A 15,012-nucleotide genomic window follows, 5' to 3' on the forward strand; every position below is an offset into this window, starting at 1 on the left:
CGTTCTTTCCCTTGTTCCTGATCCCCCGCAAATACGCCGCCCCGTTGCTGGAGCCGGCGATGGAGGGCGTGGCGTAGGGGTGGTCTATGACCAGGTCTCCCGCCCGGAAGTCATGGGCCCGTGCCGTCAGCGGCAGTGTCAGGGCACAGCCCGTGCCCAGCAGCATTCCAAGCGCCTGGCGGCGAAGCATCGTGGTCATTTCCAGTTCCTTTCCAACAGGGCATCGGGGGTCCAGATCAGCCGCATGCCTGCCACCGTATGGCCTTTGCCGGCAATGTGCTCGCGCCCGGCTTCAAGCGCGATCAGAACGCTTTTGACGGGGCGCCAGCCGGCCATGGCCGTGAAGCGGCGCGATGGGTTGTTGGGCAGCAGGTTGGCGTCCGTGGCCACCAGCAGGGCGCCCGGCCCGCTGACGCGATTGGTGCTTCTGAGCCATTCCTGGCGGGCACCGAATTCCCAGCGCGCGCGCGGCTGCCAGAGCACCTCCAGCCAGCCGCCCAGGGTGCGGCCCTGGTAGCGGGTGTCGCCGTTCTGGGAATAGAGGTTTCCGCTTTCGCGCCGCCAGATGCCTGCTGCGGTGAGCTGGACGCCCTGCAGCGGCGTGGTCCAGGTGGCGCTGGCCCCGGCCAGGTCCACGGTGCCGTCGAAGCAGGTGATGTCGCGCAGGCTGGCATTGCACTGTGGCGCCGTGTGGATGTGGCCGCTGTTGGAGCGCTGTACATAGGCGCCGCGCCCCTTGGGCTGCATCCGGCTGTAGAAGGCGTCAGCCTGCACCGAGGTCCAGGCGGCGCTGGCATGCACGACGGGCGCCCAGGCGGCGTTGTCGCTGCCGGGAAAGCGCCGGGCGCGCCAAAGCCCCAGGTCAATGCCCTGCAGCCAGGACATGGCGCCTTGCAGGTGGGGACGCCAGGCGGCGTTGACGCCATCCTCGATCCAGTCGCCGTTGAAGGCCGCCCGCTTGGCCAGCGGCATCTGGCCGTAGCGGTCGAAGTGCCCGGCACGCGTGAGCACCTGTCCCATGGGCACGCGGTTGCGGCCTGCGCCCAGGGTCAGCTCGGCGTCTGAGCCGCTGCGCGCCTCCATCCAGGCGGCCTCCACATGGGCTGGGTCGCTGTCGTGCCAGCCCATCGCGATGTTGGCCCCCAGTTGGGGAGATACGCGCAGGCCGGCGCCCAGGGTGCCATGCTCCAGCCGCCAGCCGCGCTGGTCGTCAGGCGTGTCGCCCAGGCCCAGCGTGCCGGCCAGCTTGGGTGCCGGCAAGGTGGAATCGCCATGGAGATAGGCGGCCACCGCCGCCATGTCGATGCGCAGGCCGTTGGTCTGCGGTATGCCGTCATCCAGGGTGTGCGCGGCGGCGCTGCCTGCCGCCAAGGCGATGACGACGGCGATGGCCGCTGCCAGCGGTGTGCGTTGCGCGAGGAAGCTGCGTTGCATGCTATTGGCCTGCCTGCCGTGCAAAGGGATCGGCGAGCCTGGGGTTGGTGAGCAGCTCATGGTCCGTGAGGGTTTTGAGAAAGGCCAGCAGGTCGGCGCGGTCGTCGGCCGTCAGGGCGATCTGGTTGATGAAGTCGTTCTTGTTGGGGTTGGCGCGCCCGTCGCCGGCATGCGGGCCGGAGGTGATGTTGCGGCCCCCGGCCGCATAGAACTGCAGCACTTCCTCCAGCGTCGCGATGCTGCCGTCATGCATGTAGGGGCCGGTGACTTCCACATTGCGCAGGCTGGGCGCGCGGAACTTGCCCATGTCCTTGAAGAGCTGGGTCAGTTCGTAGACGCCCCGGTTGGGCTCGGGGAAGGCGCCGGTGCCGCCGATGTTGTAGAGGCCCGTGTTGTGGAACGGGGTCTCGACGATGCGGCTGCCCGCGTGCACGATCTGGTCGTTGAAGTTGAAGCTGCTGTGGCAGTGGAAGCATTCGGCCTTTTCGCCGAAGAACAGGTTCATGCCGCGCTGCTCGGCCGGGTTCAGTGCCGTGCTGCCCTTGAGGTACTGGTCATATTTGCTGTTGCCCGAAAGAATGGTGCGCTGGAATGCCGAGATGGCGTGGATCACATTGCCCCAGGTGATGGGCGCTGCCTGGCCCGGGTAGGCCCTGGCGAAGCGCGGGCCGTAGCCGGTGTCGGCAGCCAGCCGCGCGAGGATTTCCTCCTTGTTGTTGTCGTTGACGCCCATCTCCACCGGGTCCGTGCCGAACAGCGGCGTCTCCATCTGCTTTTCAAGCGTGACCAGCGAGGGGTTGGCCCAGGTCAGCGTGGCGTTGTAGACCACGTTGGCCAGGCTCTGGGCGTTGCGCGGATGTGCGTGCCCCGTGGAGCCCAGTGATGTCGTCAGGCCATCGGTGAAGGCCTTGGACTGTATGTGGCAGCTCGCGCAGGCCTGCGTGCCGTTGCCCGAAAGGCGCCTGTCATAGAACAGAAAGCGGCCGAGCTCGGCCTTCTCTGCCGTCATGGGATTGGTGTCGGGCACCTTGGGGGTGGGGAAAAAGGAGGGCAGCACCCAGGACCAGCCCGTGCTGCTGCCGGAGTCATCGTGGACGGCGGTGTCGCCGCCCCCGCAGCCCGCCAGGGCGATGGCCCCGGCAAGGCCGCACAGGGCGGCGGTCCATGCCGCCACCCGCCGAAGCGAATGGGGCTTGTGCATTACTTGGCCTCGGTACGGAACACGGTCTGGCCGCTGCCTTCATTGATGGAGCGGCCCGTGGTCAGATCGATCTTGAGCGCGCTGAAGATGGGCACGCATTCCGGATCGGTGGCCCCGGACATGCAGCCGGCGGCGCCGCCCAGGTCTTCCTTGACGTTCGAGCCCTGCAGCAGCTGCGCAATGTCCAGCACCACCTTCTGGGTGCCGGCATTGAAATCGCCGAACCCGAAATCCATGCGGTCCGGACGCGCGCAGCTGACCGTCTCGCCGGTCACGGGGTTGCCCGTGCAGCCGGTGGAGCCCAGGTGGACGTAGAACGTCTTGCCGGGGGCGGCCGGCGCGGGGCGGGCCACGCCGCCCACGGGGTTGACCTCGATCTGGGCGAACTTGCGGCCGGCCTGCCACGACCAGGCCAGGGCCTGCACATCGAGCGGCTTGGGCGCGACGGCATAGTCGGTGTGGTTGACCGAGGAGGGCACGCCCACGGTCATCCTGATGCCCTTGTACGTGCCTGCGGGCACCGTGCCCCGGACCTGCGTGTTCTGCGCCTGCGTGCCTGCGTCGGCGCATGCGCCGGTGCCGTCCTCCAGGTCGATCAGCGTCACCTCCTTGGTCTGCCAGTCGTTGACGTCCAGGGTGACGGCCACGGCCTCGCCCTTGTCATTGATCAGCGAGACGCCGCTGACGTAAAAGCGCAGGTCATGCAGGTCCACCGTGGCCTGGCTGGTTCCCATGCCGGCGATGGGCGTGCCGCATTTGGCGGGCAGGTTGCCGGCCTTGGCGGCGAACTCGATGGCCACGGCCTGGGGGCCCGTGGGCGTGGTGGGTGTGGTGGGCTGGCTGTTGTCACCGCCTCCGCCGCCACCGCAGGCGGCCAGCAGCAGCGGCAGCGCGGTGGCGATCAGGGCGAGGGGAAAGCGGGAGTTGTCAAAGTAAGTGGTACGCATGGGTAAACGGTTTCTTGGTGCCTGCGCTGGGGCCATGGCGGCGCGCAGGCGTGGGTAACCCTGCAGGCTGCGACACGGGTCGCGGCTTGGCATGGGAAAGGAGTTCGGGAATGGGCGACGGCATGCCGCCCGTGCGGCCCTTTCGGGCTTCAGGAAAGGGGAGGCGCCCTGGGGGGAGTGCTCAGCACCACGCGCAGCACGGTGTCCCGCGGGCGCAGGGCCTGGGGCGGCAGCGGGGTGGGAGGCGGCGGCGCGGCAAAGCGCAGGTCCGCGCGGGACACATCAGGAGGGGCATCGCCCACGACCCGGCACAGCGGGCAATGCGCCTGGCCAGCGGCCGTGGTTTGACCATCGGCTTTGGGCTCGCCTGCAGCAGACACCGGTTGCGCCTGCTGCAGTCCCAGGGGCGTGCAGACTTCCATGGCCAGCCGCGCCAGCGGGTCGCCACTGCCCTGGCCCGATGCCAGCACCATCGCCAGGGCAGGGTGCACAAAGGCGAACAGCAGCGCCGCAGCCATCCATGCGGCAAAGCGCCGTCCCTGGTCGCGCCGCTGTCGTGCGCCCGGCAACGCCCACGGCCAGGCGGGTGGCCCGAAGGCCACCCAGCGCTTGATGCGGAGGCTGCTGCAGCGCATGGGCCCTGTGTCAGTGCTTGTGATCGTGGCCCGAGGGCGCCGCCTTGGTGGCCAGCGGGCGTACGGGCGCCTGCACCTGCACGGATTCACGCTTGCCGTCCTTGCCTTCGATGATGAGGGTCAGGGGCACGGTCTGGCCTTCCTGCACCTGCTGCTTGAGGTCCAGCAGCATCACGTGGTAGCCGCCGGGCTTGAGCTCCACGGTCTTGCCTGCTGGCAGGGCGATGGACGGCACCTGGCGCATCTTCATCACGTTGTCCTGCATGGCCATCTCATGGACTTCGACGACCGGCGTCAGGGGCGAAGTCGCTGCGACGAGCTTGCTGTCCTGGGCGGCCTGCAGTTTCAGGAAGGCGCCGGTGGCCTTTTGCTGCGGCACGGTGGCGCGCACCCAGGCATCACTGACGCTGACCTGGGCATTGGCGAATCCGCTGATCATGGCGGCGGCGAGGGCAAGCAAACGGACGTGGCGTTTCATGGGTTTCTCCTTCGTTGGCAAAAATGTCGTGTGTGTCGGGTGCGTGCCTGGTGCGTGACTGGTACGCGACTGGTGCGGTGGACGGCTGGAAGGTGTCCATCAGAAGCGCAGGTTCATGCTGGCATAGACGCCGCGCCCGTCGGCGGGCGAGTAGCCCGAGGAGCCGCTGTCATACCAGGCGTAGACGTACTTGCGGTTGGTGACGTTCTTGACCTGCAGGCCCAGGTCCATGGTGTCCGAGAGGCGGTAGCTGGCACCCAGGTTCAGCACGGCGAACTTGCCTGCTCGGCCCTGGGTATTGGTGCGCTCCAGGTAGTAGTCGCCCTGGGCATTGCCCCAGGCCGACAGCTTCAGCCGGTCCGTGGCCTGCCAGTCCACGCCGGCCGAGACCAGGTAGTGCGGCACGTTCTCGATTTCCTTGCCCAGGGTGGCGGGAGCGCTGGGGTCGGGCGCGGTGATGCGCGCCACCTGATGGGAGTAGGCGATCCAGGCGGTGGTGCGGGCATGGGGCTTCATGTTGAGCTGTATGTCGTAGCCCTTGCGCAGCGTCTTGCCCACGTTGCCCAGGCCGCCCGGGTCGGGCAGGCCGTCCACGCCCAGCACCCGGGCCACCTCGCCCGAGGCGCGCTGCTCCCAGTAGGCCACGCGGCCGTTGAGCCAGGGCAGGGGAGAGAACTTGACGCCCGCTTCCCAGCCATCATTGATGGAGGGCCTGAGGTTGCGATCCTGCGTGCGGTAGGCGTCGATGCCCGAGCCGATCTGGAAGGTCCGGCCCCAGTTCGCGTAGACGCTGGCCTGCTGGCTCAGGGTGTAGGCGATGCTGATCTTGGGCTGCTTGATCAGGCCGTAGTCATGCACGGGGGCGCGCGTGCCGGCCAGGCGGTCGATGAAGTGGCCATCCACGTCGTCAATGCGCAGCGCCGGGATGATCCGCAGGGCTTCGATGGGGCGGATCACGGCCTGCACGTAGGCGCCCTGCGTATGGAGGTCGAAGTCCCAGTCGCGGAACGGCGAGGTCCGCACGCGCTCCGTGGTGCGGTAGCGCTGGCCCAGGTTGCTTTGCCGCTGGGCGTCCAGACCGCCTTCGAGCGTGAATTCATGCGCCCAGGCCACCTTGGGGCGCCAGGTCAGGGTGGTGATGGCGCCTTGTTGCTGCTCGTCGTTGTAGCGCTCCTGCTGCGAGCCCGCTGCCGAGAAGCGCACCCAGCGCTGGTTCTCGTACTGGTTGGCGTAGACCTTGGCGGACAGCGACAGCTCGGGCGTCAGTTCGCCATCCAGGTGGACGCTGAGCTGGCCGGTTTCCCGCTCGCCACGGTCGGCCGCCGCATAGGCCGGGGAGCTGCGCGGCGCCTTGAGGGCTTCTTCGTAGCTGAGGTAGCCCGACTCCAGCGCCTTGTTGCGGTAGTAGCGCGCGATCACGCCGGTGCGCCAGCGGCCATCGTCCGAGGTGTAGAACCATTTGCCGGACAGGGACAGCTTGCGGGCGTCGGCATGGTCCCGGTAGCCGTCCGAATCGCGCCAGGCCAGGAAATAGTTCTGGCTCCAGTTGCCGCTCTCGATGCCCTTGGACACCTGAAACTCCTTGGTCCCGAAGCTGCCCACGGTCACGCTGGCACGGCCCTCGTTGCCGCCCGTGCGGGTGATCACGTTGGCATTGCCGGCGATGTTGTTGAGGCCGTAGCGCGCGTCATTGGTGCCGCGCACGATCTCTATGGCCTCGATGTCCAGCGGGAAGACCGCGTCCAGAAAGGGCATGCCCCCGGCGTTGTCATTGCTGGGGATGCCATCGATCAGCAGCTTGACCGCATTGATGCGGCCTTCGCCGTTGAAGCCCCGGAAGGAGAAGCGCCCGGCATCCGTGCCCTGCTTGAACTGCGTGACCTGCACGCCGGGCGCCTTGGACAGCAGCTCCCAGCTGTAGTCCACATGCTCGTTCTCGAGGATGTCCGCGCCCACGATGTCCACGGAGCTGAACACGCTGCGTGTGGACAGCGGGCCGGAGGCCTTGGAGGTGATGCTGATGGTGCCCAGCGTCAGGGCGGAGTCGTCCTGGCTCAACGGTTGGGGGGCGGCCAGGCCCTGGGCATGGGCCGCCGAGGCCAGTGCCAGGGTGATGGACAGGACCAGGGGGCTGCGCGAGAAGGAGAGGGAGACAGACATCAGGTAAGGCAGACGGTGGATGGTGTGGAGGAGGCGATCGGCTCAATGGGCCGGATGTGCGGATGGGGGATGCTGGCCCTGCGCGTCCATATGGACCATGCCGTCGAACAGGGACAGCAGGGCGCGGCGCGGGGCGGGCATGGCGGACTCGGCCTGCACGACCTTGCTGGCCAGGCTGCGCGCGGCCGATGCAGACAGGCCAGCCATTGCCAGCATCTTGGGGTCCTTGAGTCCATCGCCGCCACAGGCGGCCACCAGCCATTGGCCCTGCGCGTCGCGCCGCAGCAGGGCCCGGCCACCGCGATCGCCTTGTATCCATCCGGCGACCGCATGGCCGCCTTCGATGGAAATGGGCGCTACCTCCAGCCTGGCCTCGGGCTTGTCCCAGGTGGCCATCATGACGCTGCGGATGGCCGCCGCATCAGCCGATCCGGCCGTGGCGGGGGGCGTCGCGCCCGAGGCCGCCGCCATGGCGGGCAGGCCCAGGACCAGGGCCATCGACAGGGCGATGCTGCTCAAAGAAAGATGTCTCATGCGTGCTCCTTGTGCGGGCTGTGCGGGCGGGGGATCAGAAGCTGGCCGCCACGCCGATCTGTGCCGAGCGGCCGGGCATGGGGTAGCCGGGGCGATAGGCGTAGTTGCGGTCGAACAGGTTCTCCACGGCCAGGAAAACCTCTCCCTTGCTGCCCAGCGCAGGCACCGGATAGGCCACTCGCAGGTTGGCCACGGCAAAGCCGGCCACGCGCTCGGTGTTGGCGGCATCGGCGCCCCGCGCGCGGCTCAGCGCCCAGACTGCCGACTGGTACTGCGCATCGAAGGCGACCCGCACCGGGCCGGCCTTGCCATTGACGCCCAGCGTCAGCGCGCGGCGCGGGCTGTAGGGCAGGTTGTCCATGCTGGGGTCCAGCAGCGTCAGGCCGGCAAAGCCCGACCAGCCGCCGCCCAGCGCCTGGCGCAGCGACAGCTCCATGCCGCGCATGGTGTAGCCGCCCAGGTTGATGAACTGCGGCGGGGGCGGGACATTGGGCGGAAAGCCGAAGACATAGCGGTTCTTGACCTTGTCGTGGAAGATGCTGGCGTCAAGCTGCGTGGCCTGCGACAGCGTCCACTTGAAGCCCAGTTCGGCGTGGTCCATCTCCTCGGCGGACAGCTGCTGCCACGTGGAGCCCAGGGCCGGAATCAGCGATGCCAGCAGCGGCGTCTCCAGCCCGGGGTAGTTGATGCCGCGCGACAGGTTGGCGTAGACGGTGAACTGCTCCGAGGCCAGCGACAGGCCCGCATGGGGGGCCGCCTTGGAGCTGAACTGGCTGTGGTCGTACATGCGCAGGCCGGCAGAGGGCACCAGGCTCCATGTCGCCGACAGCGGGATCTCCTGGCTGAGTCCCGCATAGGGGGTGGTGATCCTGAAGGTGGGCGCCTGGAAAAATCCCTGCGGCGCTGGTGCGACGCGGTTGAAAGAGGCATCGCCCGAAATGCGGTCATGGTCCAGGCCTGCAGTGACGGTGGCCCCCCTCCAGGGCGAGAACTGTTCCTTCCAGCGCAGGCCGCTCATGCGGAACTTGTTGATGCTGTCGCCGTCCGGCGCGGGCTGGTCCAGCCAGTCGCCACGGCCATGGTTGCTGTACAGCTTGAGCTCGCCCCGCCAGTCACCATGCACGTGGGACACGGAGCTGCTGAACATGCTGGCCTTGGTGTTGTACTGGGGGGCCAGCGCCGCAGCGGCAAGCCGTGCATCGCCAGGGTCCCTGGCCTTGTTGTCCACCTGCAGGAAGCTGGCCGCCACCGACCAGCTCGCATCCAGCCTGTAGCCAATGCGCCCCATGAGGTTGCTGAGCCGGCCATCCGCATTGGCGCGGTGGCCGTCGGAGCGTGCAAAGCCCTGGGCCAGGCTCCAATCCAGGTTGCCGCTTCTGCCCAGCAGACTGGCCTGTTCGGTGAGGGTGCCGTAGGAGCCCGCCGAGATCCTGGCATCCCCGTGCACGCCGTCCTCGGTGGCGCGGCGCGTGAGCAAGTCGATGGAGGCGAAGTTGTTGCCATTGACCTGGGGCTGCGGGCTCTTGTAGACCGTGATGGACTGCATGCCGTTGACGGGCAGCAGGTCCAGCAGGGGATGGCTCCACAGTCCCATGTAGAACGGCACGCCGTCCACATAGGTCTTGATCTCGCTGCCGGGTCGGCTCACACCCATGCCGCGGATATAGACGGCGCCGCCCTGATCGCCGCCAAAGGCACCCACGGGGTTGTAGCGCGAGATCTGGACACCGGGCGTGCGGCGCAGGGCCGAGGCCAGGTCCACCGCGTTCTGGTCGCGCAATTGGTCCTGGGTGATCACGGCCGAGTTGGAGGAAAACGCATCCAGCTCCATCTCTTCCACCACGGGGCGGGCATTGACGGTGACGGGGGCCATCTGAGGCTCCTGGGCATGCGCGCCGGCAGCCAGTGTGAGAAGGGCCGAGGCGATGGAGGACCTGTGGAAAACGGCCGGAATGCAGGTGAAGCGTTGGGCAAGCATGGGTGTGCACGCAGTCCGTCTGAACTGCGCAAATCATTGTTGGACGATCCAGGGCAGGCCGTTGCCCGTGCGCCGCACCGCCGGCCTGGTCACAGGCGGGCGCATTGGGGGCTTGGGGCAGGCCAGGAAATGACCTCGCAACTGGCGTGGCGCAATGCCTTGCCATGGTGTCGCGGCCAAGGCAGCCGCGCTATCGATGCGAGGGAATCAGGCCTGTGCGGGAGGCCCGCGGGGTGGAAGCGGCGCGCCGACCAGGGCTGCGATATGGGCCGCTGCAAACGGATGCAGGGCTGCCGCCAGAGGATGGGGTTGTGCCACCGCCAGGCTGACGGGAGGCAGAGGCAATGCAGGGGCCAGGCACATCGAGCAATCGAGCGTGTGCTGACCTGGCGCCTGGGCCTGGCCCTCGTCGTCAAGAACCACCATGGTGATGGCTCCGCCGCTGGAGCAGATGAGCTCCATGGTCTTGGGGTTCACGAAGGGCGAAGCGCCCGCAACACCCAGCGTCAGCAGGAACCACGCCAGGGCGAGGCGCTTCCAGAATGACGATGTGCGAAGGGTGTGCATAGCCCGCGATTATGGCGGCGATATCGGACCGACAGCAACCTTCTTGCGCAATGGCGGATGCAGATCCGGCCCGGTTGATCTTGGTCAAGGCGCTGCCGCCGCTTGAAGGCGGCGGATGGCAAGGCAGTTTTGCAGGGAACTCACAACAGCTTGCCAGGCAGCTGCCTCGCTCAACAGGCGATGGCCCCCCATAATGCGTACGCATGCAAACCTTGCGCAATTGCCTGATGCTGCCCCGCCTTGCTTTGGCGTGGTTCATGCTGGCATTGGCGATGGCCGTGGCGTCGCCCATCGTGCACCCGCGCTCCCTGGAAGTGGTTTGCACGGGCAATGGCAGCATGCAGGTGGTCGTTCTGGATGACGAAGGACAGGCGAGTGCCGGCACGCACCACTCGCTCGACTGTCCTTTGTGCCTGGTGGTCACGCCTCCCTTGTTTCACCCTTCGCCGGAGTTTGAACAGCCGCAGCCGTTGGGATTGGCGGTGCAGCCCGTGGAGTCTGCGCGCATTGCCGCGCTGGTGGGGGCACCGCTTCCGCCCAGAGGTCCGCCGGCGCGCGTGTAAGCCTTGTGCGGCGGGCCCCGATGCCTGCCTCACCTTCGCCGCCGGGCCTTGCGGGGCACGGCAGGTCTCACTTGCACGCAAATCGCTCATGACCCGTTCCGTTGGCCCCGCGATGCCCGAAGGCATCGTTCACACTTCTTCGTCCACCTTTTTGCAACGTTCTCGCCAGACCCGGGCCGTGGTGTTGCTCCCCATGGCGTTCGCTTGCTCGGCAAGCTGGGGGCAGGCCTCCACAACCCTGGACACCGTCACCGTGCGCTCATCCGGCGACAGCGCCCTGGAGCGCCCGCTGGCCACCGGCAGCCGACTGGATCTCAGCGCACGCGATACGCCCGCCAGTGTCGAAGTGATCACGCGCGAGCAACTGCAGGCCAGGGGAGACACTTCGCTGGTCGATGCAATCACCCGCTCCACGGGTATCACCAGCCTGGGGCATCCGGGCAACAGCGGCAGTTCGCTGTCGGCACGGGGCTTCACCGACACCACGTCGGTCATGCGCTTGTATGACGGCACTCGCCAATATGGCGGTGTGGGCGTAAGTTTTCCCTTCGATACCTGGTCCGTAGACCGCATCGAAGTACTGCGTGGACCGGCTTCCGTGATCTATGGCGATGGCGCCATTGGCGGGGTCATCAATGTGATTCCCAAGAAGCCCACGCGCAGTCCGATACGCAACGAGGTCCAGGCCACGGTAGGCACCGACGGAAAACGCGGCCTGGCCTTTGGCAGCGGCGGCGCAATCAATGAGCACTGGTCCTACCGCCTGGATGCCAGTGGCGACCGCGCCGACGGATGGGTTGACCGGGGTGATTCCAGCAACCGCACCCTCTCCGCAGCCTTGCGATGGGATCCGGTGCAGGACTTCAGCGTGCAACTGTCCCACGCGCTGGGCAGGCAAAAGCCCATGCGCTACTTCGGCACGCCGTTGATCAACGGAGTTCAGGATCCGGCGGTACGCGAACGCAACTACAACGTGGCCGACAGCCGCATCCAGTACAAGGACCGCTGGACCGAACTGGCGGCGCAATGGACGCCCTCCAGCAACGTGATCGTGCGCAGCAAGCTCTATCGCATAGCCAGCGACCGCTACTGGCGCAACGCCGAGACCTACCTGTACAACGCCTCCACCGGCCTGATCGACCGATCAGGAAACACCGAGATCGCCCATGACCAGACGCAGACCGGCAACACCACGGATGCGACCTTCAGCGGCAGTCTCTTCGGCCGCAAGAACCAGGTGTCCCTGGGCTTCGATGTCAACCACGCGGCATTCCGGCATTCCAACAACACCTATGCGGGCAGCTCCGGTCCGGTGGACCCCTACAACCCCGATCCCGGTCAATACACCAGCTCCATTCCCTTCATTCCCCGCTATCGCAACAAGGCCGAGCAATATGCGCTGTTCGCCGAGGACCGCCTGGAGATGACGGGCCGCTGGTCATTGGTGGCAGGTGCGCGGTTTGACCATGCAAATCTCTCGCGCCAGGACCTGGTGGCTGGTACGCAGGCCTTCAAGCGCAGCTACTCCAATGCGGGGTGGCGCTTGGGATCGGTCTACCAACTCCACCCCGGCCTGTCACTGTATGCCCAGGCATCCAAGGCGGCGGATCCGGTGAGCGGCCTGCTGATGCTGTCTGCCGCCAACGCCGCCTTCGACGTGTCCACAGGGCGGCAGTTCGAAATCGGCCTCAAGCAATCGTTCTGGGAAGGCAAGGGCGACTGGACGCTGGCGATGTACTCCATCACCAAGAACAATCTGCTCACGCGTGACCCTGCCAACCCCGCGCTGCGCATCCAGGTGGGGCAGCGGTCATCCAAAGGCATGGAGAGCACCCTGTCGATGCAGGTCGCCAAGACGGTCCGGCTGGATGCCAACGTGGCCTTGCTCAAGGCGCGGTACGACGACTTCAGCGAGTCGGTTGGCGGTGTCACCGTGTCCCGCAATGGCAACGTGCCCACCGATGTGCCTGAACGTGTCGCCAATGTCTGGGTGGGCTGGAACCTCGCTTCGAACTGGACACTGTCAGGAGGGCTGCGCCATGTCGGCAAACGCTACGCCGACAACGCCAATACCTTGAAGCTGGGGGCGTACACCACCTTCGATATGGCTCTGCAATGGAAGGCCACCGCAGATACCACGCTGACGCTGCGCGGGTTCAACGTTCTGGACAAGCGCTATTTCTCCACGGCCTACTACACCACGACGCAGTGGCTGGTGGGCGAGGGGCGGCGCGCGGAGATCACGTTGCATCACCGCTTCTGAAGGCATAGCTGGCGAAAAGGTCGGTCTCCTTGAATGCCGCACAGGACTTCAGGAGCCGGCCGGTTGTAACGCTTCCAGCACCATCAACGCATCTCCCGCAGCCACAGCCTTTCCAGCTTGGCAATGCGCGGCAGCAATCCTGCCTGCCTGACTGGCTACCACCTGGAACTCCATCTTCATCGCTGGCCGATGGACAACGTCCTAAGCTGGATGTACCTGAAGCCCGAGACCAGCGCGGGCTCTTGGACTTCTTTGGATCTATTGGGATTTCTTGGGATGCCAGGATGGCCTGCCCGGAGGGACTCGAACCCCCGACCTATTGCTTAGAAGGCAATTGCTCTATCCGGTTGAGCTACGGGCAGGTATGGCCGCTGACGGGCCAGCGCGGATCATACCCGCAATGGGCGGGCGCTCAGGGCTTGGCGGCGTGCCCTGGCGCCCTTGCCGTCATTCGGCGTCTTCTTCTTCCTCGAACACCACCGAAGGGGGGGCCATCACGCGCGCCATGTCGCTCAGCGTGGGCACCAGGCCGCGTGCGAGGTAGCTGTAGGGCGTGTCGGGCTCCAGCGCCGCAGCGGCAATATTGGCCATGGGCTGGTTCATCGACAGGTAGTAGCTGCCCACGGGTGCTTCGACGGCACCGCGCGTGAGCGCATAGGCGCCGCTGGCGGGCGTGGCCGAGCGGGCCTCGTTGTACGAGTCGGCCAGCAGCTGGCCGGGCTCGGCCACCTTGAGTACTTGCAGGCCCAGCAGGCGCAGCCTGTCCACGGCGGTCTGGGCGCTGGCGGACAGCCAGTAGCCGCAGGAGCGCGGGCGCGACAGCGTGGTGCGGGCCTGCAGGGAGGCGTTCCAGTCCACGCGCACCTGCTGGTCGGCACCCGTGTCGGGCTGGATCATGGTGAGCGTGCGCTGCTCGGGCGTCTGCTCGGCCTGGACGGCCAGTTGCTGGTGGCAGGCGAGAGAGGCGGTCTCGCGCGCCACGAAGGCCTGCACCTGGGTGAGGTCCTTGGCGCGCTCGGCGCTCGAATGCAGCATGCGTGTGGCGGCGGTGACCAGGGTGTGCACGCGCCGCTGGATGTGGGCGCGGCCCAGGTCCGAGCCACGGCTGCTGACCAGATAGCCCACCGAGTTCTTGAGTCCGCTGATGTTGCGCAGCGAATCGGGCGCCAGGCTGCCCATGGAGATGGACTTGTCCTGCAGGTCCTGGCTGGTGGTGTAGTACCAGTCGCTGCTCAGGCCGGCCTGCGACAGCGCGGTGCGCAGCGGTGCCGTGTACCACTCGCGCGCAGCCTTGGTCACGAATTCATTCTGGTTGGCCGTGGCCGAATACTGCAGCAGGGCGTCGTAGCGCTGTATGGCCTGGTACTTCTGCAGGAAGATGCTGGCGGCCGGGAATTCCTGCAGGTCCACCACGGCGACGGGGCGGTAGTCGCGTGCCAGCGTGGCCAGGGCCTTGGCCTCCGGCGTGTTCAGGAGCAGGTGGTCATGGGCGATGTCGGTGCCATCGGCTGCATTGCGCGTGCCGGCTTCCACGGCATCGGGGTTGGCGCGCGGGACCAGGATCACGTTGATCTGCTGCAGCAGCGGCTCCAGCAGGCCGCCGGGAGCGAGTTCGCGGGCAATGATGAGCAATGCCTCGGTCCCTGCAGGCTCGTCGCCATGCTGGCCGGCCACGAGCATGACCGTGGGGCGGCGGCTGTCATACAGCGCCGACGGCTGGATGCCGGGAGCGCGCGTGGCCACCAGGGCCTGGATGGGGCTGCCGCGCTGCGAGCTGCCGGGCTGCACGATTCCCAGGCGCGTGTCGCGGCCCAGGGATTTGCTGGCCTGGCTGTTCAGCCAGGAAGACAGTTCGCTGGCCGTGGTGAACTGGTTGCGCTGCGGCGCCAGGCCGGGCGTGTCATAGCGCGTGGCCGGGTCGGGGAAGCGCGCCGCCACGGCCGCGTTGTAGGGCAGGGGGACGAGGTTGTTGGCCGGTGCGATCGGCTGCGTGGTCGCCTGGGGCACCACGGGTATTTCCGGGGCCGGGCGGGTGGGCGTGGCCACCTGGGGCTTGGAGGACGTGGGCCAGGGCGGCAGCGGCGTGCTGGAGCAGGCGGCCAGCAGGGCGGTGCATGCCAGGGCCGACCACCGCAGCCGGCCCTGTGGCAGCTCCGGATCGGGGCGCTGGCTGGAGGGTATGGCGGGTGGAGTCAGCAGTGTCATGGCGTGGCCTTGAGGAACCAGTCGTGGGGAATCTTGGGGAATCCGGG

At 67.2% G+C, this 15,012-nt stretch carries 13 protein-coding genes, 1 tRNA gene and 1 pseudogene; 2 read left to right on the forward strand and 13 right to left on the reverse strand.

Translation table 11 applies throughout. The features are described 5' to 3' along the window. The 10 genes and pseudogenes from ACF8ME_RS09045 to ACF8ME_RS09090 form a co-directional block, all read right to left on the reverse strand. Positions 1 to 199: pseudogene (locus ACF8ME_RS09045) on the reverse strand (copper-binding protein); the annotation flags it as partial. Then, positions 196 to 1,434: a hypothetical protein gene (locus ACF8ME_RS09050; RefSeq protein WP_392416093.1), complete on the reverse strand. Its 1,239-nt coding sequence runs from the start codon at positions 1,432 to 1,434 to the stop codon at positions 196 to 198. The gene ACF8ME_RS09050 and the pseudogene ACF8ME_RS09045, both read right to left, overlap by 4 nt. Position 1,435: 1 nt before the next feature. Then, positions 1,436 to 2,635, reverse strand: coding sequence for a methanobactin export MATE transporter MbnM (locus tag ACF8ME_RS09055; RefSeq protein WP_074923516.1), 1,200 nt, complete (start codon positions 2,633 to 2,635; stop codon positions 1,436 to 1,438). Further along, on the reverse strand, positions 2,635 to 3,582 hold the full coding sequence (locus ACF8ME_RS09060) for an MbnP family copper-binding protein (protein ID WP_392416095.1): 948 nt from the start codon (positions 3,580 to 3,582) through the stop codon (positions 2,635 to 2,637). The genes ACF8ME_RS09055 and ACF8ME_RS09060 overlap by 1 nt, the downstream gene beginning before the upstream one ends. Before the next feature lie 149 nt (positions 3,583 to 3,731). After that, the gene (locus tag ACF8ME_RS09065) at positions 3,732 to 4,217 is read right to left on the reverse strand and encodes a DUF2946 family protein (RefSeq protein WP_392416097.1); all 486 of its coding nucleotides are present in this window, start codon (positions 4,215 to 4,217) and stop codon (positions 3,732 to 3,734) included. A 10-nt stretch (positions 4,218 to 4,227) separates the two neighbouring features. Then, positions 4,228 to 4,695, reverse strand: a complete 468-nt coding sequence (locus ACF8ME_RS09070) for a copper chaperone PCu(A)C (protein ID WP_013803107.1) — start codon at positions 4,693 to 4,695, stop codon at positions 4,228 to 4,230. A gap of 99 nt (positions 4,696 to 4,794) precedes the next feature. Further along, positions 4,795 to 6,855, reverse strand: coding sequence for a TonB-dependent receptor (locus tag ACF8ME_RS09075; RefSeq protein WP_392416099.1), 2,061 nt, complete (start codon positions 6,853 to 6,855; stop codon positions 4,795 to 4,797). Positions 6,856 to 6,897: 42 nt separating this feature from the next. Next, positions 6,898 to 7,389: a copper uptake system-associated protein gene (locus ACF8ME_RS09080; RefSeq protein ID WP_061288307.1), complete on the reverse strand. Its 492-nt coding sequence runs from the start codon at positions 7,387 to 7,389 to the stop codon at positions 6,898 to 6,900. A gap of 34 nt (positions 7,390 to 7,423) precedes the next feature. Next, entirely contained in the window at positions 7,424 to 9,262 is a 1,839-nt protein-coding gene (locus tag ACF8ME_RS09085) for a TonB-dependent receptor (protein WP_392416101.1), read from the reverse strand. A gap of 312 nt (positions 9,263 to 9,574) precedes the next feature. Continuing rightward, positions 9,575 to 9,934, reverse strand: a complete 360-nt coding sequence (locus ACF8ME_RS09090; RefSeq protein ID WP_088165237.1) for a DUF2946 domain-containing protein — start codon at positions 9,932 to 9,934, stop codon at positions 9,575 to 9,577. Positions 9,935 to 10,137: 203 nt separating this feature from the next. Here ACF8ME_RS09090 and ACF8ME_RS09095 point away from each other — a divergent pair, with 203 nt between their 5' ends. Both ACF8ME_RS09095 and ACF8ME_RS09100 read left to right on the forward strand, forming a co-directional pair. After that, positions 10,138 to 10,497, forward strand: coding sequence for a DUF2946 family protein (locus tag ACF8ME_RS09095; RefSeq protein ID WP_133074043.1), 360 nt, complete (start codon positions 10,138 to 10,140; stop codon positions 10,495 to 10,497). An 88-nt stretch (positions 10,498 to 10,585) separates the two neighbouring features. Next, positions 10,586 to 12,760 (forward strand): TonB-dependent receptor, encoded by a 2,175-nt coding sequence (locus ACF8ME_RS09100; protein ID WP_392416104.1) that lies wholly within the window; start codon positions 10,586 to 10,588, stop codon positions 12,758 to 12,760. Positions 12,761 to 12,808: 48 nt separating this feature from the next. Here ACF8ME_RS09100 and ACF8ME_RS09105 read toward each other — a convergent pair whose 3' ends face one another. From ACF8ME_RS09105 to ACF8ME_RS09115, 3 genes are all read right to left on the reverse strand, one after another. Continuing rightward, positions 12,809 to 12,940: a biotin/lipoyl-containing protein gene (locus ACF8ME_RS09105; RefSeq protein ID WP_082145284.1), complete on the reverse strand. Its 132-nt coding sequence runs from the start codon at positions 12,938 to 12,940 to the stop codon at positions 12,809 to 12,811. Between the two features lie 105 nt (positions 12,941 to 13,045). Continuing rightward, a tRNA-Arg gene (locus ACF8ME_RS09110) sits at positions 13,046 to 13,122 on the reverse strand. A gap of 85 nt (positions 13,123 to 13,207) precedes the next feature. After that, on the reverse strand, positions 13,208 to 14,965 hold the full coding sequence (locus ACF8ME_RS09115) for a M14 family metallocarboxypeptidase (protein WP_016449926.1): 1,758 nt from the start codon (positions 14,963 to 14,965) through the stop codon (positions 13,208 to 13,210). Positions 14,966 to 15,012 lie beyond the last annotated feature (47 nt).

Source organism: Delftia sp. WSY_7 (assembly GCF_043104845.1).
Taxonomy (GTDB): domain Bacteria; phylum Pseudomonadota; class Gammaproteobacteria; order Burkholderiales; family Burkholderiaceae_C; genus Comamonas; species Comamonas tsuruhatensis.